The following is a 21,274-nucleotide window of genomic DNA, read 5'->3' on the forward strand; positions in this document are numbered from 1 at the left end:
CACTGATTTTCAGTGGGATTTTGTTTGTATCCTCTGATACAATCGACGCACACTTTTTTAGTCTGCCCCTTGTTCCTCCTGACAAATGGATGACATGGCAGTGAGTATAACGAGTAGGGCAACGCCAATTTGGCATAACCCGTTCGCAAAATATTAAGGTTAAAACATGAGCAACGAGATCAAAACTCAAGTTGTTGTACTAGGCGGTGGTCCTGGTGGTTACTCTGCAGCTTTCCGTGCTGCTGATTTAGGTTTAGACGTTACACTTATCGAATCACGTAACACTCTAGGTGGTGTTTGCTTGAACGTAGGTTGTATCCCTTCAAAAGCATTACTTCACGTTGCTAAAGTAATCGACGACGCGAGCGAAATGGCATCTCACGGTGTTACTTTCGGTGCTCCACAAATCGACCTAGACAAAATCCGCTCTTGGAAAGAGTCAGTAATCGGTCAATTAACTGGTGGCTTAGACGGCATGGCGAAGATGCGTAAAGTTAACGTTGTTAATGGTTACGGTAAATTCACAGGTGCTAACACTATCGCTGTTGAATGCGAAAACGGTACTACAACGGTTACTTTCGACAATGCAATCATTGCAGCGGGTTCTCAGCCTGTAAACCTACCTTTTATCCCACAAGATGAGCGTGTAATCGATTCTACTGGTGCGCTTGAGCTTAAAGACGTACCAGAGAAGCTACTTGTATTAGGTGGTGGTATCATCGGTCTTGAGATGGGTACTGTTTACCGTGCGCTAGGTTCACAAATCGACGTTGTTGAATTTGCTGATCAGTTAGTACCAGCAGCTGATAAAGACATCATTAAGATTTACCAGAAATACGTTAAGAACAAGTTCAACGTAATGCTTTCTACAAAAGTAGTGGCTGTTGAAGCGAAAGAAGACGGTCTATACGTATCATTCGAAGGCAAGAATGCTCCGGCTGAGCCTGTACGTTACGACAAAGTACTTGTTGCTGTAGGTCGTACACCTAACGGTAAACTACTTGACGCTGAAAAAGCGGGCGTAGTTGTTGATGAGCGTGGCTTCATCAACACTGATAAGCAAATGAAGACAAACGTAAACCACATCTTCGCGATTGGTGACATCGTTGGTCAACCAATGCTTGCGCACAAAGCAGTTCACGAAGCACACGTTGCTGCAGAAGTTATCTCTGGTCAGAAGCACTACTTCGATCCTAAGTGTATTCCTTCAATCGCATACACAGATCCAGAAATCGCTTGGGTTGGTGTAACTGAGAAAGAAGCAAAAGAGCAAGGCCTTAACATTGAAACTGCGGTATTCCCGTGGGCAGCATCTGGCCGTGCAATCGCTTCAGCTCGTACTGAAGGTTCAACTAAGCTTATCTTCGATAAAGACTCTGGTCGCGTTATCGGTGGTGCTATGGTTGGTATCAACGCAGGTGAGATGCTTGGTGAGATCGGCCTAGCGGTAGAAATGGGTGCAGACGGTGAAGACCTAGCGCTTACTATCCACGCTCACCCAACGCTGAACGAGTCAATCGGTCTAGCTGCTGAAATCTTTGAAGGTTCAATCACTGACCTACCAAACAAAAAAGCAGTGAAAAAGAAGAAGTAATTCTTTGATTTAAAGCTTTAAAAAAAACCCGCTTCGGCGGGTTTTTTGTTTTTTAATCATCAATGATTATTAGAACTGGTAGTGCCAAAATACACCAAATTGATTTGCATCTACTGTTCCTTTGTAGCTTCCATAACTGCCATAACCTAAATAGACTTTTTCATTGTAGTCGTAACTATTAGACACATATCTTACTTCAATCATGCTATTGTATGATTCAAGTTCATAACCAATTGAAACCACTGAGCCTAAGGCGCTATCAAATTCTAACTTTGAAGACTCAACTTCAAGTTCAGGGCTTAGGTGATATGTCAAACCTAAGCCAATTTTAAATTTTTCATTAAGTTGGTAATAAGGTATCGCGTCTAAAACAAATCGCGAGATTTCGGCATCTAAATTTTCTGCATTATCTGAATCTGAAAAATAACTTAAGTTGGTAGCTAGAGACCACTTTTCACTAATCGAATAATTAAGGCCAAATCCAAAACTTAAACCTTTGCCTGTTTTAATTGATTGATCCGAACTATCTTCATAGTTTATTTCTACCAGTTTTTCACCGCCAACAGAGTACCCCATAAACGCTGAAAAGCCTATATCAGAGCCGTCTTCCTGAACTAAATTAGCATCATTCGCTAAAGCATTGCCGCTGATTAATGCTGATAAGGCAAGACCCGAAATCATTTTTATCATTATTTTATTCCATTTATTAAAATCGGGTGTATTGTATTTTATTAAAACTTTTAAAAGAAGGAGTGCTCCGCGCTGAATGTAAACTTTTGTAAACAAAATATTTTATGTTTGGTTGTAAAGAGCTACCTTGAAGTTTTTACTTGATTACCGAGAGAAGCTCTTTGGCTTTTTGCTATAAAGCCAAAGAGAATTAGTTATAGACTAACCTTTACATACTCTCCAGGTGCATCATAAATCCCCGGCTTTTCATCAGTATGCGTTGCTATGGCGTCTACTTTTGTGTCATTTAGATTGTTAAGCCACTGGTGCCAGTGAGGCCACCAAGAGCCAGTTTGATGCTGCGCTTTATCAAACCAATCTTGTGCTTCACCTTTGGCCTCTGGGCCATAAAAGTAACCGTACTTATTTGCCTCAGGTGCATTAATTACACCGGCAATGTGGCCACTCTCACCTAGTACAAAGGTCACTGGGCTTGCGGTATTTTGCACACCTTTAAATGTGGCTTGCCAAAGCGCAATATGATCATCACGCGTAGAAAGCATATAAATCGGTGTTTTTACCTTGCTCAAATCAATTTTAGTGCCGCGAATACTGATTGCTTTTGGCTCTACCAGCTTGTTTTCTAGATAGAGATTACGCAGCATAAAATTATGACATGCTGCAGTAAGGTTGGTACTGTCGCCATTCCAATAGAGCAAGTCCATATTCATAGGTGCTTTGCCTTTGAGGTAATTATTCACATAATAATTCCAGTACAGGCTGTTTTCTCTGAGCATACTGAATGCGGTGCCGAGTGAGTGACCATGCATCACACCATTTTCAGTGTTATACGCCTCAAGCGCTGAAATTGTTGGCTCATTGATAAAGACACCAATCTCTCCAGGTTGAGCAAAGTCGAGTAAGGTGGTTAATAAAGTTGCACTTTTAATACGTTGCTTCATACGTTTGGCTGTGAAATAAGCCAATGTAGTGGTCAGCAAAGTACCGCCAATACAATAGCCCATGGCATTGACATAGGTTGTGCCTATATGTTTCTCGATGGCATCAAGGGCAGCAATCACGCCATCGACCACATAATCTTCAAAGCTGATGTGTGCCATACTTGGATCAGGGTTTTTCCACGACATCATAAATACGGTGTGGCCTTGATCGACAGCCCATTTCACCATTGAGTTTTGTTGTTGCAAATCTAAGATATAATACTTGTTCACATAAGGTGGAATGATTACTAAAGGCGTCTCGAGTACTTGCTCTGTGGTTGCACTGTATTGGATTAATTCAAATAAATGGTTTTGATAGACCACACGACCTGGGGTAGTGGCTAGGTCTTCCCCGAGTTTATAAGCTTGCTCTTCAGTCATGCTAATACGCAGCATGTCTTGGCTTTTGTCTAAGTCTTTTTTAAGCAGCTCAAAACCTTTCACCAGGTTTTCACCTTTTGACTCTAGGGTGAGTTTAAGTAATTCAGGGTTAGTGCTAATAAAGTTACTGGGCGCAAGCGAGTTAATGGTTTGTCTGGCAAAAAACTCAAGGCGTTCTTTTTGTTTTTCGTCTAGACCTTGAGTATCACGAATGTTTTGTAACAGTGACTCACCAAATAATAAGTAACTTTGTTTGATGTAGTTAAACCATGGGTTCTGTTGCCATTGCTCGTCTTTAAAGCGGCGGTCGCCACGCTCTTCAGTGATGACAGGCGCAACGTTTTCGTCACCGGCTTGCATCGCATTTTGCATTATCTGCAATTGCTGTTGCCACCAGTTCGTTTGATTCTTTATTAATGTCTCAGGCTGTTGGCTTAGTGCTTGAAGCCAAGTGGTAAAGTCTTTGCTGTTTTGCTCATTTAAAGCTTGCTGTACAGGGCTTTGTTGGCTCAGGCTTTGGGTAAAGGAGTTAAAAATTTCTTGGTTTTGTTGCCACCAAGATTGCATCGTAGCATTTAAGGCGTCGTTATCCATCTTCATCATGATTGTCCTAATGACACAACTAGACGCTGCTTGGGTGTCGCAGCATAAAGGCAAGAAGTGCAGGCAGCGGCAGAAATACCGCTGCCTAAGTAAGTCTTAAGCTTGAGCAGTTTGCATTTGCTCTTTAGTTAGAGTTTCAAGGTTATCTTTGAACTCTTGACCTAGCTTAGTTAGTTTTTGACCGTCTTCGATCATTTGCTGGCTTAGCTGGGTCATTGCTGACACTTGGCTTAAGTTAAAATCGATTGCTGATTTTACATCTTGTACTTCAGTCGCTGCTTTTAATTGCGATACTGAAGCATTTGAGATGTTTTGTACTGCATCAATTTGAATGCTCGCTAGCTGTTCAATGTTCTTTGCAACAAGTTGGTTGAACTTGATAGCTGGACCAAAAAACTTTTGGTTTTGTTCAGTTAGCGTGTTTAGTAAATCAGTATACATAATGTTTTCCTTTTGAGTCGTTGAGATTGTGCAAAAATGGGTTGAGCGTTAACTACTTACTCAACTAACTTAATTCATGTATAAACCGCCGTTTAAGGCGAGTGTTTCACCAGTGATATAAGCTGCATCGTCAGATGCTAAAAAGTTCACTGCTTTGGCAACTTCCTCAGGTGTCGCTAAACGTTGCATAGGTACTTGACCGCGAATGTTATCGAGTACCTCTGGTTTCATTGCTGCAACCATCGGGGTTTCTGTATAACCAGGGGCAACCACATTCACTGTGACACCAGAACGTGCACCTTCATAAGCCAAAGATTTAGAAAAGCCGATCATGCCTGCTTTTGCAGCGGCATAGTTTGCTTGACCAAATTGGCCTTTTTGACCATTTACACTTGAGATGTTGATAATACGACCTTGCTTTTGTGCACACATATGCGCAAACAACGGCTGGGTCATATTGAAAAGCGAGTTTAAGTTGGTATCGATCACTTCACGCCATTGTTCAATCGACATTTTTTTGAAAGTAGTATCTCTTGTTATCCCTGCGTTGTTGACTAATACATCGATGTGTTGATGCTCTTCAATAAGTTCATCAAGGGCTACTTTACATGCTTGTGTGTCAGTCACATCTAAAAATGCAGCTTGTACTTGCTGAGGGTTGATATTTGTCTCGTTTAGCCATTTATCAAAGTCGGCTTGAGTACGACGTTGACTTGCAACGGCAATAACAAAAAATTGATTCTCTACAAGAGATTGAACGATGGCAGTACCAATGCCACCGAAAGCGCCAGTCACGATGGCAGTTTTTTGTATATCCATGATGGTTTCCCTACATCTTTTATGACAATTTAACTGCTTTTGTCATGTTTGCTTGAGATAACAAACACTGTGTAAACAATTTAATGAACATCACACAATGTGCGTTGAATTAATTCATTATTGGGCAAAAAAGTGACAGTTTTTTAACTAAACCATGACTATTTTAAGAACTCACTCTAGCTGCTTAATTTAAGCGTAAACCCCATAGCGCGGTTTATCATATAGTCTATCGTTATGCTCGAAATTTACACAATTTATAACTTGATCTAAATCTAGTTTTCTTTACTAAACTAATGAAAGGACAAATATAAGGTTGAGCTATGCGCGTTCGGTCATCATTGCTGCTTTTTAAAGTTTCATCATGTGCCTGTATCTTTTTAATAGGCCTATCAAGCTGGTTTATGTACTCACATATCGAGCATACTCAGCTAATTGAGTTGCAGTTAAACCGCCTCAAAAAGGCGACAGTGAAATTAGTGGCGGCACAAAACCAATATATTCAAGAGCGTAAACCAGCGCTGATCACTTCTTTCGATATACATTATTCTCAATTTGAGAATGAGTATGCAGGGTTAGCCAAGCTTCTGATCCATGGGCCAAAAGTAATCAATCAACTCAGTGCAATAGAGCATGAAGTAGAGCTGTTAAGGCAAACCTTAAAACGTTTTGAACAGTTTCAAATTAAGTTGGGTTATGAGGCTGATAAGGGCGTTTATGGGTTATTTAGGCATAACGCACATCAATTACAAAGTTATGTGCAACATGCTGACCTATCAGAATTGGAAATTAAAGTGCTCGAGCTACGTCGAGCCGAGAAAGATTTTTTACTTCGTAATGACCCTTCGTATTTAGAATCACATCAAGTTATTTATGAAAAATTATATCAACGCTTACAAGTTGATAACTCACCTGCTGCATTGTTACTGAAAGCCTATCGTCAAGGTTTTTTATCTTATATTGCTGTGTTATCAGAAATTGGGCTGAATTATGACTCAGGGCTAAGAGGTCAATTAAATACGCTGAAAACAAGTGTAAACAATAAAATTCTTGGATTGAGTAATAAAATTATTTTACATGATCATGATACCAAGCAAGTTTGGATTTTATCCTTATTAGGCGTAATCATTTTGATCTGCTCATTGTGTTTTTGCTTGATGATGTTTTTACATAGTCGAGTTTCTAAAAAAATTAACGTGATCACGGATGTTCTAGATAAAGTTGTTGAGTTTGAAGATTTTACATTAAGAACAGACTTAACTAATAATGATGAATTAGGGCAAATAGGCACACATATAGACAAACTTCTCGAGTACTTGGATGATTTGTTAAAACGTCTGGGTTCTGCCCAAAAGCGTTTACTTGAGGACGCTGAGGTAGCAAGTTTTAGTAATATTATTGAACGCTTTACTCAGGAACTAAACACGCCGTTTGGCGAGGTTAAAAGCAGCAAGGGAGATATGGTTGAGTTAATTGCCATTTTAAAGAGCAACCTGCGAGATGAGTTAGATGAAAATACTTCAATCTCTGAGATGGTCAATCACTTAGAAAGCACATTAGATATTATCGAAAGTAATTTAAACGTCAGTGAGCAGCTGATTGAGGAGCTTAAAGTCATTTCTTCGAGTCAGAATTTAGATACGCTTACTAATTTCAATTTACTCCATCAGGTAGAGTATGTTTTTAGGACTAATGAGAGCCTATTACCTGCGTGCGACTATGATATTACTTTTGATATGCCAGATGATTTGGTTATTAATAGCTACCCTTCAGCGATTAATCAGATAATTAATTTGAGCATTCATAACAGTATTAAGCATGGCAAAATTGCTAATAAAAAACTGCATATTGTGGTATCTGCCATGGTTGTGAATAATTTTGTACATATCTATTTTAAAGACGATGGTTTTGGGATCGATAAAGAAGTTCTTCCGGTTATTTTTGAATCTTTTATTACTTCTAAACGCCATCAAGGCGGAACGGGGCTTGGGATGAGTATTATATATAACTTAGTGACTCAAAAGCTCAAAGGTGAAGTGAAGATGCAAAGCCCTGCACATGGTGGAGCTTGTTTACATATTATTTTATCTGATACAGAGTTTTCACTTGTTCAGTAAATAGCAGCTTAACTTGATGAGCTGGCATAAAAAAGGCTAGGAAAGCCTAGCCTTTTAATTTATTTAGAATGAATTACGCTTTGCTTGCAACCCATTCATCAACGAACTTTTCAAGTACGTTAAGTGGTACAGGACCATTCTTAAGCACTACATCGTGGAATTGGCGAATATCAAACTTGTCACCAAGCTTTTTCTTAGCATCTTCACGTAGTTCTAAAATTTTAAGCATACCCACTTTATAAGCCGTAGCTTGAGAAGGCATTACAATGTGACGTTCAACCATTTTTACGCCGTCAGATTTAGCGTTAGGTGTATTGTTCACATAGTAATCAATGCCTTCTTGGCGCGTCCACTTCATAGCATGAATACCAGTATCAACAACTAGACGACAAGCACGCCATAATTCCATTGCTAGACGACCGAAATCTGAATATGGGTCTTCGTATAGTCCCATTTCTTTTGGTACTAGCTCAGAGTATAAGCCCCAACCTTCGATATAAGCCGTGTAGCCACCGAATTTACGGAATTTAGGCACACCTTCAAGTTCTTGTGCGATAGCAATTTGCATGTGGTGACCCGGAATACCTTCGTGGTAAGCAAGCGCTTCCATTTGGTAAGTTGGCATTGCTTCCATGTCATAAAGGTTTGCGTAGTAAATACCAGGACGAGAGCCATCTGGTGCAGGTTGTTGGTAGAATGCTTTACCTGCTGCTTTTTCACGGAATGCTTCAACACGCTTAACGATCATGTCAGCTTTTGGCTTAACAATGAATAACTCATCAAGGCGAGATTTTAGGTTGTCGATCATTGCAGTGGCATCTTTTAGATACTTTTCTTTACCTTCCTCTGTATTAGGCAAGTAGAACTGCTTGTCAGTTTTCATGAATTCCATGAATGCTTTTAAGTCACCTTTAAAGCCAACTTTTTCTTTGATTTCACGCATTTCGTCATGGATACGTGCTACTTCAGCTAGGCCAATTTCATGGATTTCTTTAGCTGTTAGATCTGTAGTCGTTGTGCGTGCTAGGGCATTGTTAAAGAAAGCTTCACCGTTAGGGAACTTCCATGCACCATCACGTGTATCTGCTTTTTTCTCAAGTTTAGCTAAATAGTTAATTAGCTTGTGATAAGAAGGCTTAATAGAAGACTTGAGAGACTCAGTTGCTTCTTTGATAAGCGCTGCTTTTTCAGAATCACTAATTTCTAGTTTGTTTACTTTACGTTTGAAGTCAGCAAGTAGGGTAGAGTCGTCGCCTTTTTCAAACGGCGCGCCTTTGATGATATTCTTGCTTGACTCAATCACGTGTGGGAAAACGAACTTAGGTGCAATAATGCCTTTTTGAGCACGGACCTCTAATGAATCAATAAGTTGATCAAATACTTTCGTTACACCATTTAAACGTGAGATATACGCTTTTGCATCTTCTACGTTAGTGATTTGATGTTGGTTAATTAAGAATGCAGGCACCATAGAATGAGTACCGAACATTTGGTTAACTGGATAGCTGTGATAGCGCCATTTGAAGTCAGCAATGCCATCTTCTAAACGTTGCTTCATCAGGTCATAACTCACTTGCGTGTTAGCATCTAACTTACTGCGATCAATCGCATTCAATCTGCCAAGATCTTTTTTAGCTAGAGCTAAATCTTCAAGTGCACGCTCTTCGCTGTCATCATCCCACTTATCGTAGTCTTTTTTGATACCCATGTAAGTTTGGTATACAGGGCTTCGCATGACGCCGTTCATAAACACTTCTTCAAAAAGCGCATTGGCTTTTTCAACTTCGCTTTGAACAACTTGGACTTGCGGTGCAGGAGCAGGTTTTTCAGCAGTTTGCTGACAACCAGCCAAAAATGCTGCGCTGATTGCTGCAGCAATAATGGTGAGTTTACGCATTGTTATCTACCTTTGAGTTTTGTGTACGCTATGGATTATCCTTGGCGTGTTGTTATTTTTATAAAAACAGCCGAAACCGTTTAAACAAATAATTCTAGCAGGTCATTTAAAAAACGGTGGCCTTTATTTGTAACCAACCATGAATGACCTAAGTCTTCTATTAATTTTTTTTCAATTGCAATGTTTATTGCGGTATCGATTTTGTCTAATGACAAGCCCGAACAGTTGATTAACTGCTGCTTATTACATGGTTCACGTAGCCTAAATTGGTTCATAAAGAACTCAAAAGGGCGATCCTCTTCTTCAACTTGCCAGCTTTCATACAAATATGGCTTGCTAAGATCCATATAACCACGAGGGTGTTTCACTTTTACGGTACGCAAGATGCCACCCTTTTCAGGTTGAGTTATCTTGCCATGGGCACCGCACCCTATGCCTAAGTAATCACCGAAGCGCCAATAATTTAAGTTATGTTTACATTGATAGCCTGGTTTGGCATAGCCCGAGATTTCATAGTGCTCGTATCCTGCTTTTGCCAGCAATTTTTGACCTTGTTCTTGAATATCCCACAATGTTTCATCTTCAGGGAGAACAGGGGGCTTTGAAGCAAACTGAGTATTAGGTTCGATGGTCAGTTGATACCAAGATAAGTGAGGTGGGTTGAGTGCAATGACTTTTTGTAAATCGCTCAACGCATCTTCTACACTTTGACCCGGAAGTCCATGCATTAAATCCATATTAAAAGAATTTAAACCAGTAGCTTGTGCTTCTTTTGCAGCATTGATAGCTTCATTTTCACCGTGAATACGACCTAGGGATTTTAACTTATCGGCTTGTAAGCTTTGAACACCAATTGAGATACGGTTAATACCTGCTTCAACATAATGCTTAAACTTGTCTTTTTCTACTGTGCCCGGGTTCGCTTCTAGGGTAACTTCAATACCATCTTCAAAGGGGATAAGTTTTTCTATTTCGGCTAATAACCATTGATAGGCCTTACCCGATAACAAACTTGGAGTGCCGCCACCGACAAAAATACTGTGTAATTTTCGACCTTGCACTAAGTGCAAATCAGCCTGCAAGTCGTGAAGTAAGTGTTGAATATATTCTTGTTCAGGAATTTCACCCTTTTGACCGTGGCTGTTAAAGTCGCAGTAAGGGCATTTTTGCACGCACCAAGGTACGTGCACATATAAGCTTAGAGGAGGAAGTTGCACAATTAGCCTTTTAATTTAGCAACGAGTTGCTGCAGTGCCTGACCACGATGGCTCAGGGCATTTTTTTGCTCCTTCGTTAATTGTGCAGACGTGCATCCTTCGCTTGCTACATAAAACACCGGATCATAACCAAAGCCTTCACGACCCTGTTGATCTTCTGTGATGGTCCCTTCCCAGCTTGCTTGACAAACGAGTGGTGTCGGGTCATCGGCATGACGCATATAAACTAGTACACACCAAAAACGCGCTGAACGTGCTGTTTTACCTTGCATCTCAACCAGTAACTTATCGATGTTATCTTGGTCGTTTGCGTTTTCACCGGCAAAACGTGCTGAATAGACACCTGGTGCACCGTTTAAAGCATCGACTTCAAGACCTGAGTCATCAGCAATGGCAGGCAAACCGGTTATCTTAGCTGCGTGACGCGCTTTAATAATGGCATTTTCGATGAAGGTAGTGCCTGTTTCTGGCACGTCTGGCACGTCAAATTGGCTTTGTGGTAATACCTCAATGCTTAACTCATTGAGCATCGCAGCGAGCTCTTTCACTTTACCTTGGTTGCCTGTGGCAAGAACTATTTGTTGACTCATTAGCTAATTAGTCCACGTAGAATTTTTGTTGAAAGTTTAAAACTTGGAAGTTGTTGCCTTGGTTAATGTTGATTTTAAAGCGATAAATTTCTTCATTGCGAAAATCAACTTGGGCAAGGTAATAAATGGCATCACCATCTACCACTTCTTTGAATTCAAGCACTTGTTTAGTACCAAGTAGGTTCTTTGCTTCACCTGTTAGTTTGGCTTTTTGAGCAGGCGTGCCCTTTTTATTGGCAAGCACTGAGATATTAATCACACCTTTGTAGTTACTGCGCTCAAGCCCATACGCTTTGGCAATGCTTGGCTGAATAAAAGTTGAAGGGAAAGCTATGTAGTGAACTTGCCAGGGGCCAAGCTCTTTATATTGCCCACCTTGTACTGAGTTGGCTGAGACAATAAAGCTACTTAAAGTTAGGATAAAAGCAATCAAAATTCGCATAAATACTCCTAATTAACCCAACAAGTCCATAATCAATAATTGAACGAATTGCAGGCCAATAATTAATACAAGAATAGACAGATCTAAACCACCTAGTGGTGGAATAACTTTACGAATAGGGCGAAGCATTGGCTCAGTCAACTGGTCAAATACTGCTGCAATTGGGTTATAACCTTGTGCTACCCAGCTCAAAATCGCTCTGATAATTAACACCCAAAAGACCAAGGTAAATGCTTCTTTCAAAACGGTGATAAGGCCATTAATTGCGGCGCCTACAGGTTCCCAGCCACCGTAAAACATCACCATTAAAACAGAGATTTTGGCAAAACCAACTAACAGAGCAAGTATCAATGACGCGAGGTCTAAGCCACCTACTCCTGGGATAATTTTGCGCAAAGGGTTTACAGCAAATGAAGTTGCTTTCACCACGGTTTGACTAAGTGGGTTATAAAAGTCAGCGCGAACTAATTGCAGCCAGAAACGTAATAAAACGACCATTAAAAATAGGTCAAATACAATACCAATTAAAAATTGCATAGCAGTCATGGCTGCCTCCTAAATTTGTTGTTCCATTTCTTCAGCGCGAGCGATACAGGCGTCCATAGCGTCGGCAACGGTAGTTTGTAAGTTTTGTGATTTTAAATATTCAACTGCAGCGTGCGTAGTGCCACCCTTTGACGTCACATTGGCACGCAGTTGTTCAAGTGAAATATCACTATTGGCAAACGCCATTTCTGCTGAGCCTAACGCAGTTTGCTGCACCAACAAGCGAGCTTGCTCTTGGCTAAAGCCAAGGTTTACGGCCTTTTCAGCAATGGATTGCATAAATAAGAAGAAATAAGCAGGTGAAGAGCCAGTTACAGCAATGATGTCATTAATTTGAGATTCTTGCTCAAGCCAAAGTGCAATCCCTGTTGCGCTAAACATATCAGTGACAATACTTTTGTCTTCATCGCTAATCGCATCACTGAATAGGCCACTGACGCCTTTGCCCAGTAAGCTAGGTGTATTTGGCATACAGCGCACAAGCTTAGCATCAAAACCTAGCATTTCGCGTAGGCGCTGCACTGTAATTCCTGCTGCAACTGAAATGAATAGCTTGTTGTTCATTTCTATATCAGAGTTTTGGAAAGTCTGGCACAGTTCAGCCATCATTTGCGGTTTGACTGACAGCACTACAATGTCGGCTTGTCTCACTGCTGCTAAGTTATCTGATGTTGTATTTACGCCCACGTCAGCGTCAACTTTAGCTAATTTTTCAGGGTTACGGTTAGTTGCGGTGATATTTTTCTTATCAAAGCCATTTTTTACCATGCCGCCAATAATGGCATAGCTCATATTTCCTGTTCCGATAAACGCAATGGTTTTATTAGACATATTGTGTGATTACCTTATTGTCTTTTGCCAAAAATATCTGTGCCAATTCGCACCATATTCGCGCCAGCATAAATAGCTGGCTCTAAGTCCTGACTCATGCCCATTGAAAGGGTATCTACTTGAGGATATTGGAGCTTTAGTTTATCAAAGCAAGCTTTCATTTGCTGAAAATATTGTAACTGTTTCTGTTCATCGTCCGTTTTTTCTGTGATGGTCATCAAACCACGCAAGTTTAACTGTCTTGCGCCTTCTATAAAGGCGACTAGCTCATCTAATTCAGAAAGTTGGCAGCCTGATTTATTTTCGTCTTCGCTAATATTGACTTGGATCAGAATGTTCAATGGCATCAGATTATTTGGGCGTTGCTCGTTTAAGCGCTTTGCAATTTTTAAGCGATCAACGCTTTGCACCCAGCTAAAATGCTCTGCAATATGGCGAGATTTATTTGATTGTATAGGGCCGATAAAGTGCCACTCTATGTCTTTCTTATCTTTAAGCTGCTGAATCTTATCAACGGCTTCTTGTACATAAGATTCTCCAAACTGACGTTGTCCAGCGGCATACGCTTGCTCAATGAGCTCTATTGGCTTTGTTTTAGACACAGCTAATAGTTTTACTTCATCAGAAAATGGACTGGTTTGTTCTGCTTTTAGCACGCGATCATAGGCGCAGCTCAGACGTTCTGCTATTGTAACCATATTATATTTCAGCTCGTTGTGGAGTCATACATGGATATTACTGAATTATTGGCCTTTAGTGTTCAACATAAAGCCTCGGATTTACATTTATCATCGGGTGTTTCGCCGATGATCCGGGTAGACGGCGATGTACGTCGTGTAAATATTCCCGCATTAGAATCGAAAGACGTAAATAGTCTTGTCTACGATATTATGAATGATAACCAGCGAAAGGACTATGAGCAAAACTTAGAGGTGGATTTTTCTTTCGAAGTGCCTAATTTAGCTCGCTTTCGTGTAAATGCATTCAATACAAGTCGAGGTCCTGCGGCGGTATTTCGTACTATCCCTTCTACTGTTCTAACGCTTGAAGAACTGGGGGCGCCAGATATTTTCAAAGATATTTCTAATCACCCCCGAGGTTTAGTGTTGGTCACGGGGCCCACAGGTTCTGGTAAGTCAACGACGTTAGCTGCCATGGTGGACTATATCAACAATAGTAAACATCATCATATTTTAACCATCGAAGACCCAATTGAATTTGTGCATCAAAATAAGCTGAGTTTGGTGAATCAGCGTGAAGTACATCGCGATACACATAGCTTTAAGGCCGCACTTCGTTCTGCATTACGTGAAGATCCCGATGTGATATTAGTGGGTGAATTACGTGATTTAGAAACCATTCGTTTGGCGATGACAGCCGCAGAAACTGGCCATTTAGTGTTTGGTACACTTCATACCACATCAGCGCCTAAAACCATTGACCGTATTATTGATGTATTCCCGGGTGAAGAAAAAGACATGGTGCGCTCAATGTTGTCTGAATCACTGCAAGCGGTAATTTCACAAACGTTAGTGAAAAAAGTGGGCGGTGGTCGAGTTGCAGCCCATGAGATTATGCTCGGTATTCCTGCAATTCGTAACCTTATTCGTGAAGATAAAATTGCGCAAATGTATTCAGCTATTCAAACCGGTGCCATGCATGGTATGCAAACGATGGATCAGTGTTTAAAGAATTTGGTGAATCGTGGCCTTATAACGGCGCAAGATGCTCAAGCAAAAGCGCATGATAAAGCACAGTTTGGTCCAACTATGTAGGAGTAAGTAAATGTTATTAAATCAATTCTTACAAGCGATGGTTGACCGTCAAGCATCGGATTTATTTGTATCAGCGGGATTAGCTGTCAGTGCAAAAATTGACGGTGAGTTAACACCACTGAGCGAAGAAAGACTATCAGAAGACGCCGCACTTGCTTTGGTTGAATCAGCAATGAGTGAACAACAAAAGCAGCAATTTCATCAAGAAAAAGAGTGCAATTTTGCAATCGCTGCAGATGAAGGGCGCTTTCGTGTTTCTGCATTTTGGCAGCGTGACTGTGCAGGCATGGTACTACGTCGAATAGTAACGAAAATCCCAGATGTGAATGATTTAGGCCTACCTTCAGTTTTGACGGATGTAATTATGGCAAAACGCGGATTGGTCCTGTTTGTTGGCGGTACAGGTACCGGTAAGTCAACCTCTCTTGCTGCGTTAATAGGCTATCGTAACCGCAACCAAAGAGGGCATATTCTTACTATTGAAGACCCGATTGAATTTGTTCATGAGCACAAAAAAAGCATTATTACACAACGAGAAGTTGGTTTAGACACTGAAAGTTTTGAAGCGGCTTTGAAAAGCTCATTGCGCCAAGCGCCAGATGTGATCTTAATTGGTGAAATACGTTCTCAAGAAACCATGGAATATGCGTTAAGCTTTGCTGAAACTGGTCATTTGTGCGTGGCAACTTTACATGCCAATAATGCCAACCAAGCGATTGACCGAATTATGCACCTGGTTCCAAAAGAGAAACATGATAAGTTAAAATATGACTTAGCATTGAATTTAAGAGCAATTGTTGCGCAGCAACTTGTTCCTTCAGCGAAAGGGGAAGGAAGAGAAGCAGCGATTGAAATCTTATTGAACTCACCTATGGTCGCTGAGTTGGTTAAAAAGGGTGACATAGGTTCTATTAAAGAAACCATGGCAAAGTCAAAAGAGATGGGAATGCAAACGTTTGACCAGGCGCTATTTGAGCTCTATAAACAACGTCGTATCAATTATGCTGATGCATTACACTTCGCAGACTCGCCAAATGATCTACGCTTAATGATAAAGCTGCAAAACAATGAGCAACAAGGCGCCGGTTTCTTACAAGGTGTAACCGTAGATGGGTTGGATACGAAGTAATCTTTTTTTTAGTTATACAGTTATAAAATTTTTATTCGTGAGCGCATTACTTGGTAATGCTGCTCACTCTTTCGCTAGTAATAAAATCCAAATTTACGTCCGAGATGATGTTTATCTTGACTATAAACGTTTCTTAAACGGCCGCAGTGTGACCGAAGTGACAGATTTCACCGGGCAATATATTCGTCGTGATGTGGTGGATATGATTTTGACTCAACAGGCGCTTAAACTTGGCGGTTTCGATAAAGAGTTTGAATACCAAACCGGTAATGTAAACTTTCGCAATACTAAACTACTTGAACAGGGTAAGTTATTACTGAGTATGGATAGCTATTGGTTAGAAGACGCCAAAGCGCTTGAAGACTTTGTTTATGTCACAGAACCTTTGATTAAGAAAGGGCAGTATTATGCGGGGATCTTTTATGCTCAGCATAATAAGAAAATGCATAGGCTGTCTGACTTTACGCAATTACCAGAGTATACGTCCGTTAGCACACCCCGTTGGCGAACAGATTGGGAAACCTTGCATAATCTACCTTTGAAAAAGCTTTATGTTGAGCATGAGTGGATCTCCCAGGCTCGAATGGTGAATATGGCTTGGGCTGATTTTATGTTGATGCCGCTTATGCCAAGTTTAAATAATGAGTTTAAATTAGAAGGGATCGAGTTGGTGGCTCACCCTAAGTTAGTTGTCTTACTCGATGGGAGTCGTCATTTAGTGGTTTCAAAAACACACAAGTATGGTGCTTCTGCGTATAAGGCGTTGCAAAAAGGGCTTGCTGAACTCAGTTCAAAAGGGGCAATTTTCAAAGCCTACCAACAAGCCGGATTTATTCCTGATCTAACTCAATATAAAGTGTTAAATGCTCGAGTAGCTAACACGCGCTAGTCCCATTGCGACTCAAAAAAACTCTCTAAGATAATTACTGCAGACATACTATCTACATTGCTTTTTCCTAGGTTGCGATACCCACCTTGATCGAACAAACGCGCTTTAGCATCTGTTGTAGTTAAGCGTTCATCTTGGGTTTCGACCTGTAGCTTGAAGTTATTATGCAATCGGTTAGCAAATTTTTTGGCTTGGAATGTCACTTGTTGGTTGGTTCCATCCATATTAAGAGGGAGGCCCACAACTAATAAGTCAGGTTTCCAGTCACTAATATGCTGTGCGATGTCATCCCAGTTCGGAATACCATCTCTGGCTTTTACAGATCCTATGCTATTGGCTGTGCCTGTAATTTCTTGGCCAATAGCAATGCCTATGCTCTTGGTACCAAAGTCAAAACCCATTACAGTTCTTTGGCCAACAGGTGTTTTTTCGTTTTTGTTTGTCATTTAAATATGTTTACTTTATGCGTGACCAGCAATGCTGGCTAATTTAGTTACATCAAACCCAAGCATTTCGACGGCTTTCTTCCAACGTTTTTCTACAGGGGTGTCGAAAATAATGGCAGGATCAGCTTTAATCACAAGCCAACTGTTTTCAGAAAGCTCTCGTTCAAGTTGACCTTGCTCCCAGCCGGCATACCCAAGGGTAATAAGAAACTCGCTCGGGCTATCGTCATAAGTTAAGCTTGCTAGCACATCTTTAGAGGTGGTGATCATAATCTCGGAACTTAGCTCTTGGCTTGATGAGTAGCCGTATTTCGGGGTATGAAGCACAAAACCTCTGTCGGTATTCACAGGTCCCCCAGCAAAAACATGACGTTGTGCGGCCTCACTCATCTTGTTGTTTTCAATGTCTATCTTGTCAAGCAGCTCACCAACAGTGACATTGACAGGGTGGTTTATCACAAGCCCCATCGCGCCTTCTTCGTTGTGCTCACAAATATAAGTCACACTTTGTTTGAAATAAGGGTCTTGCAAGTTTGGCATAGCGATTAAGAAATGATTTTCTAAAGATTGCATATTGATGGCCTCAGAGCAGCAGATGCGGGGCAAAGCTTGCCCCATCTTGTTTACTTATTATGGGCGAGTTTTTCCTCAATCGCCTCATAGAATTTATCCATAATTGAAATATCAAATGCGGCTTCTATTTCTTTTACACAGGTTGGCGCTGTTACATTAATCTCAGTGAGCTTGTTACCAATGATGTCTAGACCAACGAAAATGAGCCCTTTCTCTTTTAAGGTAGGTGCAACAGCTTGTGCTACTTTTAAGTCATCTTCGCTGATAGGACGTGCTTCACCTCGGCCACCGGCAGCCAAATTACCTCGGGTTTCGCCACCTTGAGGAATACGTGCTAAGCAGTAAGGAATAACTTCGCCGTTTACAACAAGCACTCGTTTGTCGCCTTGTTTAATTTCTGGAATATACTGCTGCGCCATAGCAAAGCGGCTACCGTGCTCAGTTAGCGTTTCGCAGATCACGCCAATATTAGGGTCATCTTGTTTTACTCTGAAGATTGATGCCCCACCCATACCATCAAGTGGCTTTAAAATGATATCGCCATGCTTAGTTAAAAATTCACGAATTTGAGCTTGAGAGCGTGTTACAAGCGTATCCGGCGTATGCTCGCTAAACCATGCAGTAAATAACTTTTCGTTAGCATCGCGTAAACTTTGTGGCTTGTTAACGACTAAGGTGCCAGCATCTTCAGCACGTTCTAGGATATAAGTGGCGTAGATATATTCAGTGTCAAATGGTGGATCTTTTCGCATTAAGATCACATCTAGGTCACTCAGGGCAATGTCTTGTTTATTATCTAATGTATACCAGTCGTTTTCATTATCATAAACAGTTGCTTTTGCTGCGGTTGCACGGGCTTGGCCTTGATACAAGAACAAGTCATCCATTTCCATGTAATAAAGTTCGTAACCGCGTTGTTGTGCACTGAGCATCATGGCAAAGCCAGTGTCTTTTTTAATATTGAAACCACTGATAGGATCGCTGATGATACCGAGTCTAATTGCCATAATGTTTACCTAATTATTTGAATGATTTAATCAATATGGGGATAGAAAAGCACTTTTAAAGTGCTAAATCACCGAATTGCAATTGCAATGCACTTAATACGGTTAAAGCGGCTGTCTCTGTGCGCAGAACACGCGGGCCTAAGCGGACATCGACAAAGCCTTGTTCTGACGTTGCTGCCATTTCTTCATCTGTAAAGCCGCCCTCAGGACCGACAATAAAACGCACCCCCTGCTTTGGTATAGGTAAAGTTTTGATACTGTGCTCAGCACGAGGGTGTAGCGTTAGTTTTAACTCTTCACTTTGTTGTGATAACCACTGCGATAACTGAACAGGTGGGTGGATTGTTGTCACAAAATTACGACCAGATTGCTCGGCAGCCGCAATGGCTATTTTTTGCCATTGCTGGTGTTTCTTAGCGAGGCGTTCACCGGTTAGTTTTACACCACAGCGGGTTGTAAACAGGGGAGTAATTTCTGTAATGCCAAGCTCTACCGATTTTTGAATGGTGAAATCCATTTTATCACCGCGAGAAATCCCCTGACCCAGATGAATTTTAAGAGGAGATTCAACATTAACGTCTTTGAATTCGATAGGTGTTGCTGTAACCGACTTTTTGCCTACTTCGGTCAGTTCACAAAAATACTCTCCCCCTTCGCCATTAAACAAAGAAACATGATCGCCTTGTTGCATTCTTAACACTCGACCAATATGGCCTGCAGCATCATCAGAAAGCAGAACTGGGGTGTTAAGGCTTAACTCAGAAGGTTGAAAAATATGAGGAACGCGCATAGTGATTAGACTTAAAAACAAAGGTGGGGCAATAGTAAGGCTAAGCGAAAGCGGCGTCTAGTCATTCTCTAGTTTACATAAAGATGCTTCGATTGATTTATCGGCTTCATCAAGATGTTCACTGTGACAAGACATGTGATTTTCATGAAATACATTGGGAATTTTACTGTAGTTATAACCCTCAGGCGTGATTTCAACTAAATAACGTGTTGGGTGTAGAGCGTTGAATATGGTTCTTTGTTCTTCATTTGCGAGGTGAAAATCTAAATCATGAATGACTACTCCAGCAATTTGATGATGTTCTAACAAATAAGCTGCCAGCTCAGTTACGCTGATTTCATTGGCGAAGTCACAGCAACAATAGTCTTTGATCAAATCGTCAAACATCATTTTTATCAGGTGACGGGTATTCTCCCCTGTCACAATGAGATGTTGAGGTTTGTCTGGAAATTGTTGATTTTGAAAGGTCACAAAATCTCTACTGAATTCAGCATTACTGTCTATAAGTAAGAAATTTTCAAAATACGTCGCCATATTTCCACCTTGTTTCAGCTAGCAGCTAAGCTACTAAACTGAAAAGATATTAATCAGTAAATAGCCCATGGTACTGAAAACTGCAAATTCTATGCATGCGACACCAATATTATCTTGATGATCTACTTCAAGGCCTACGTTCACTTTAGGTAACGCCCAGTGAATGAGAGAAAAGCTAGTAATGTATAATAGGGCCCACATTACACCGCAATGCATCATTACGCTGTTTATATTTTCTACAATTGTCGCTCCATGATAAGGCGCACTTTGTAAACCCGCAAATAAAGCAAGTGATAACCCTATGGTTTTACCCGCATAGCGTATACCAATAGACGTATTAGCAAGGTTAAAGTTTTGTTGCAAAGATGCCCCTTGGTTTGCTTTAGCAAAACGCATCTCCCGGAGTTTGCTGTCTATGGCAAATACGGCCTGCAAGACAATAAAGCTCATTGTGGCGACTAATAAATCGCTTACACCTTGTGGATGAAGCCAATGAAAAATGCCTAATACCAGAATGGTATTTCCCAATAACATACCTGAATCAACCAAAGCTGCGCAGATGTTTTGCTTCATAATGGCTTTTTCTTCGTTAAAGCGGTTTAAGATCCATTTTCGATGAATATATTGACCAAGCAAAATAAAAGAAAAAGCGACCATGGGTGTTAACAGCGCCAGCGCATAATGTTCAGACAAAATGTATTCATAAATATCTGAGAAAATATATGCGCCAGTGAGAGCGATAACAGCTATTTGGCAAGCGTAATTAATACCAAAGGCAAAATTGTCGCGTTTCGCTATTTCTGATTGCAAGGCTTTTTTAGCCTTGTATTGCATGATTAAACGTTGGCCAATCGCCACAGCACTAATAAAAATAAAACAGGCCAAAATGGCAAAAATATTGATATCGAGTAAAGACAAATGTGACATATAACGTGTAATGTTATGGTTTTAATAGATTAACTATAACTACTCCCAACTCATTGAGC

22 protein-coding genes are annotated in these 21,274 nt (G+C 40.7%); 5 read left to right on the plus strand and 17 right to left on the minus strand.

Features of this window, described 5'->3' with window-relative positions; all coding sequences use genetic code 11:
* Window positions 1–166: 166 nt before the first annotated feature.
* On the plus strand, window positions 167–1,594 hold the full coding sequence (lpdA, locus tag CWB72_RS05975) for a dihydrolipoyl dehydrogenase (protein WP_138629922.1): 1,428 nt from the start codon (window positions 167–169) through the stop codon (window positions 1,592–1,594).
* A gap of 69 nt (window positions 1,595–1,663) precedes the next feature.
* Here lpdA and CWB72_RS05980 read toward each other — a convergent pair whose 3' ends face one another.
* From CWB72_RS05980 to CWB72_RS05995, 4 genes are all read right to left on the minus strand, one after another.
* Window positions 1,664–2,284, minus strand: coding sequence for a hypothetical protein (locus tag CWB72_RS05980; RefSeq protein WP_138629924.1), 621 nt, complete (start codon window positions 2,282–2,284; stop codon window positions 1,664–1,666).
* A gap of 194 nt (window positions 2,285–2,478) precedes the next feature.
* Window positions 2,479–4,245 (minus strand): class I poly(R)-hydroxyalkanoic acid synthase, encoded by a 1,767-nt coding sequence (gene phaC / locus CWB72_RS05985; protein ID WP_436409847.1) that lies wholly within the window; start codon window positions 4,243–4,245, stop codon window positions 2,479–2,481.
* A gap of 99 nt (window positions 4,246–4,344) precedes the next feature.
* Complete coding sequence (locus CWB72_RS05990; protein ID WP_058030660.1) at window positions 4,345–4,689, minus strand: phasin family protein; 345 nt, start codon at window positions 4,687–4,689, stop codon at window positions 4,345–4,347.
* Between the two features lie 69 nt (window positions 4,690–4,758).
* Window positions 4,759–5,508, minus strand: coding sequence for an SDR family oxidoreductase (locus CWB72_RS05995; RefSeq protein WP_212747877.1), 750 nt, complete (start codon window positions 5,506–5,508; stop codon window positions 4,759–4,761).
* A gap of 401 nt (window positions 5,509–5,909) precedes the next feature.
* On the opposite strand from CWB72_RS05995, the gene CWB72_RS06000 reads away from it, so the two are divergent.
* Window positions 5,910–7,622, plus strand: coding sequence for a sensor histidine kinase (locus tag CWB72_RS06000; RefSeq protein WP_171037228.1), 1,713 nt, complete (start codon window positions 5,910–5,912; stop codon window positions 7,620–7,622).
* A 73-nt stretch (window positions 7,623–7,695) separates the two neighbouring features.
* Here CWB72_RS06000 and CWB72_RS06005 read toward each other — a convergent pair whose 3' ends face one another.
* From CWB72_RS06005 to CWB72_RS06035, 7 genes are all read right to left on the minus strand, one after another.
* Window positions 7,696–9,519, minus strand: coding sequence for a DUF885 domain-containing protein (locus CWB72_RS06005; protein ID WP_130256342.1), 1,824 nt, complete (start codon window positions 9,517–9,519; stop codon window positions 7,696–7,698).
* Window positions 9,520–9,599: 80 nt separating this feature from the next.
* On the minus strand, window positions 9,600–10,736 hold the full coding sequence (gene hemW, locus CWB72_RS06010) for a radical SAM family heme chaperone HemW (RefSeq protein WP_138629930.1): 1,137 nt from the start codon (window positions 10,734–10,736) through the stop codon (window positions 9,600–9,602).
* A 2-nt stretch (window positions 10,737–10,738) separates the two neighbouring features.
* Complete coding sequence (locus tag CWB72_RS06015) at window positions 10,739–11,326, minus strand: XTP/dITP diphosphatase (RefSeq protein WP_130256340.1); 588 nt, start codon at window positions 11,324–11,326, stop codon at window positions 10,739–10,741.
* Window positions 11,327–11,333: 7 nt separating this feature from the next.
* Window positions 11,334–11,768, minus strand: a complete 435-nt coding sequence (locus CWB72_RS06020; protein ID WP_138629932.1) for a DUF4426 domain-containing protein — start codon at window positions 11,766–11,768, stop codon at window positions 11,334–11,336.
* Between the two features lie 12 nt (window positions 11,769–11,780).
* Window positions 11,781–12,314, minus strand: coding sequence for a YggT family protein (locus CWB72_RS06025; protein WP_130256338.1), 534 nt, complete (start codon window positions 12,312–12,314; stop codon window positions 11,781–11,783).
* Between the two features lie 9 nt (window positions 12,315–12,323).
* Entirely contained in the window at window positions 12,324–13,145 is an 822-nt protein-coding gene (gene proC, locus CWB72_RS06030; protein WP_138629934.1) for a pyrroline-5-carboxylate reductase, read from the minus strand.
* 14 nt (window positions 13,146–13,159) lie between these two features.
* The gene (locus CWB72_RS06035) at window positions 13,160–13,843 is read right to left on the minus strand and encodes a YggS family pyridoxal phosphate-dependent enzyme (protein ID WP_138629936.1); all 684 of its coding nucleotides are present in this window, start codon (window positions 13,841–13,843) and stop codon (window positions 13,160–13,162) included.
* A gap of 30 nt (window positions 13,844–13,873) precedes the next feature.
* On the opposite strand from CWB72_RS06035, the gene CWB72_RS06040 reads away from it, so the two are divergent.
* The 3 genes from CWB72_RS06040 to CWB72_RS06050 are packed head-to-tail and all read left to right on the plus strand — an operon-like array spanning window position 13,874 to window position 16,938.
* Entirely contained in the window at window positions 13,874–14,920 is a 1,047-nt protein-coding gene (locus CWB72_RS06040) for a type IV pilus twitching motility protein PilT (RefSeq protein ID WP_130256335.1), read from the plus strand.
* A gap of 10 nt (window positions 14,921–14,930) precedes the next feature.
* Window positions 14,931–16,049 (plus strand): PilT/PilU family type 4a pilus ATPase, encoded by a 1,119-nt coding sequence (locus CWB72_RS06045; RefSeq protein WP_138629938.1) that lies wholly within the window; start codon window positions 14,931–14,933, stop codon window positions 16,047–16,049.
* A 37-nt stretch (window positions 16,050–16,086) separates the two neighbouring features.
* Entirely contained in the window at window positions 16,087–16,938 is an 852-nt protein-coding gene (locus tag CWB72_RS06050) for a hypothetical protein (RefSeq protein ID WP_252371501.1), read from the plus strand.
* Here CWB72_RS06050 and ruvX read toward each other — a convergent pair.
* Genes ruvX through CWB72_RS06080 form a run of 6 tightly spaced genes read right to left on the minus strand, consistent with a single transcriptional unit; the run spans window position 16,935 to window position 21,215 of the window.
* Entirely contained in the window at window positions 16,935–17,384 is a 450-nt protein-coding gene (gene ruvX / locus CWB72_RS06055; protein WP_138567058.1) for a Holliday junction resolvase RuvX, read from the minus strand. The genes CWB72_RS06050 and ruvX overlap by 4 nt on opposite strands.
* A 15-nt stretch (window positions 17,385–17,399) precedes the next feature.
* A complete protein-coding gene (locus CWB72_RS06060; protein ID WP_130256331.1) occupies window positions 17,400–17,957 on the minus strand; it encodes a YqgE/AlgH family protein in 558 nt (185 codons plus the stop codon).
* Between the two features lie 50 nt (window positions 17,958–18,007).
* Entirely contained in the window at window positions 18,008–18,964 is a 957-nt protein-coding gene (gene gshB, locus CWB72_RS06065; protein WP_138629940.1) for a glutathione synthase, read from the minus strand.
* A gap of 55 nt (window positions 18,965–19,019) precedes the next feature.
* Window positions 19,020–19,754, minus strand: a complete 735-nt coding sequence (gene rsmE, locus CWB72_RS06070; protein WP_138629942.1) for a 16S rRNA (uracil(1498)-N(3))-methyltransferase — start codon at window positions 19,752–19,754, stop codon at window positions 19,020–19,022.
* Between the two features lie 57 nt (window positions 19,755–19,811).
* Window positions 19,812–20,288, minus strand: a complete 477-nt coding sequence (locus tag CWB72_RS06075; protein ID WP_138629944.1) for a hypothetical protein — start codon at window positions 20,286–20,288, stop codon at window positions 19,812–19,814.
* Window positions 20,289–20,321: 33 nt separating this feature from the next.
* Window positions 20,322–21,215: a DUF350 domain-containing protein gene (locus CWB72_RS06080; protein ID WP_138629945.1), complete on the minus strand. Its 894-nt coding sequence runs from the start codon at window positions 21,213–21,215 to the stop codon at window positions 20,322–20,324.
* Window positions 21,216–21,274: the final 59 nt, after the last annotated feature.

The organism is Pseudoalteromonas phenolica, from assembly GCF_005886345.1.
In the GTDB taxonomy this organism is placed as follows: Bacteria; Pseudomonadota; Gammaproteobacteria; order Enterobacterales; family Alteromonadaceae; genus Pseudoalteromonas; species Pseudoalteromonas phenolica_A.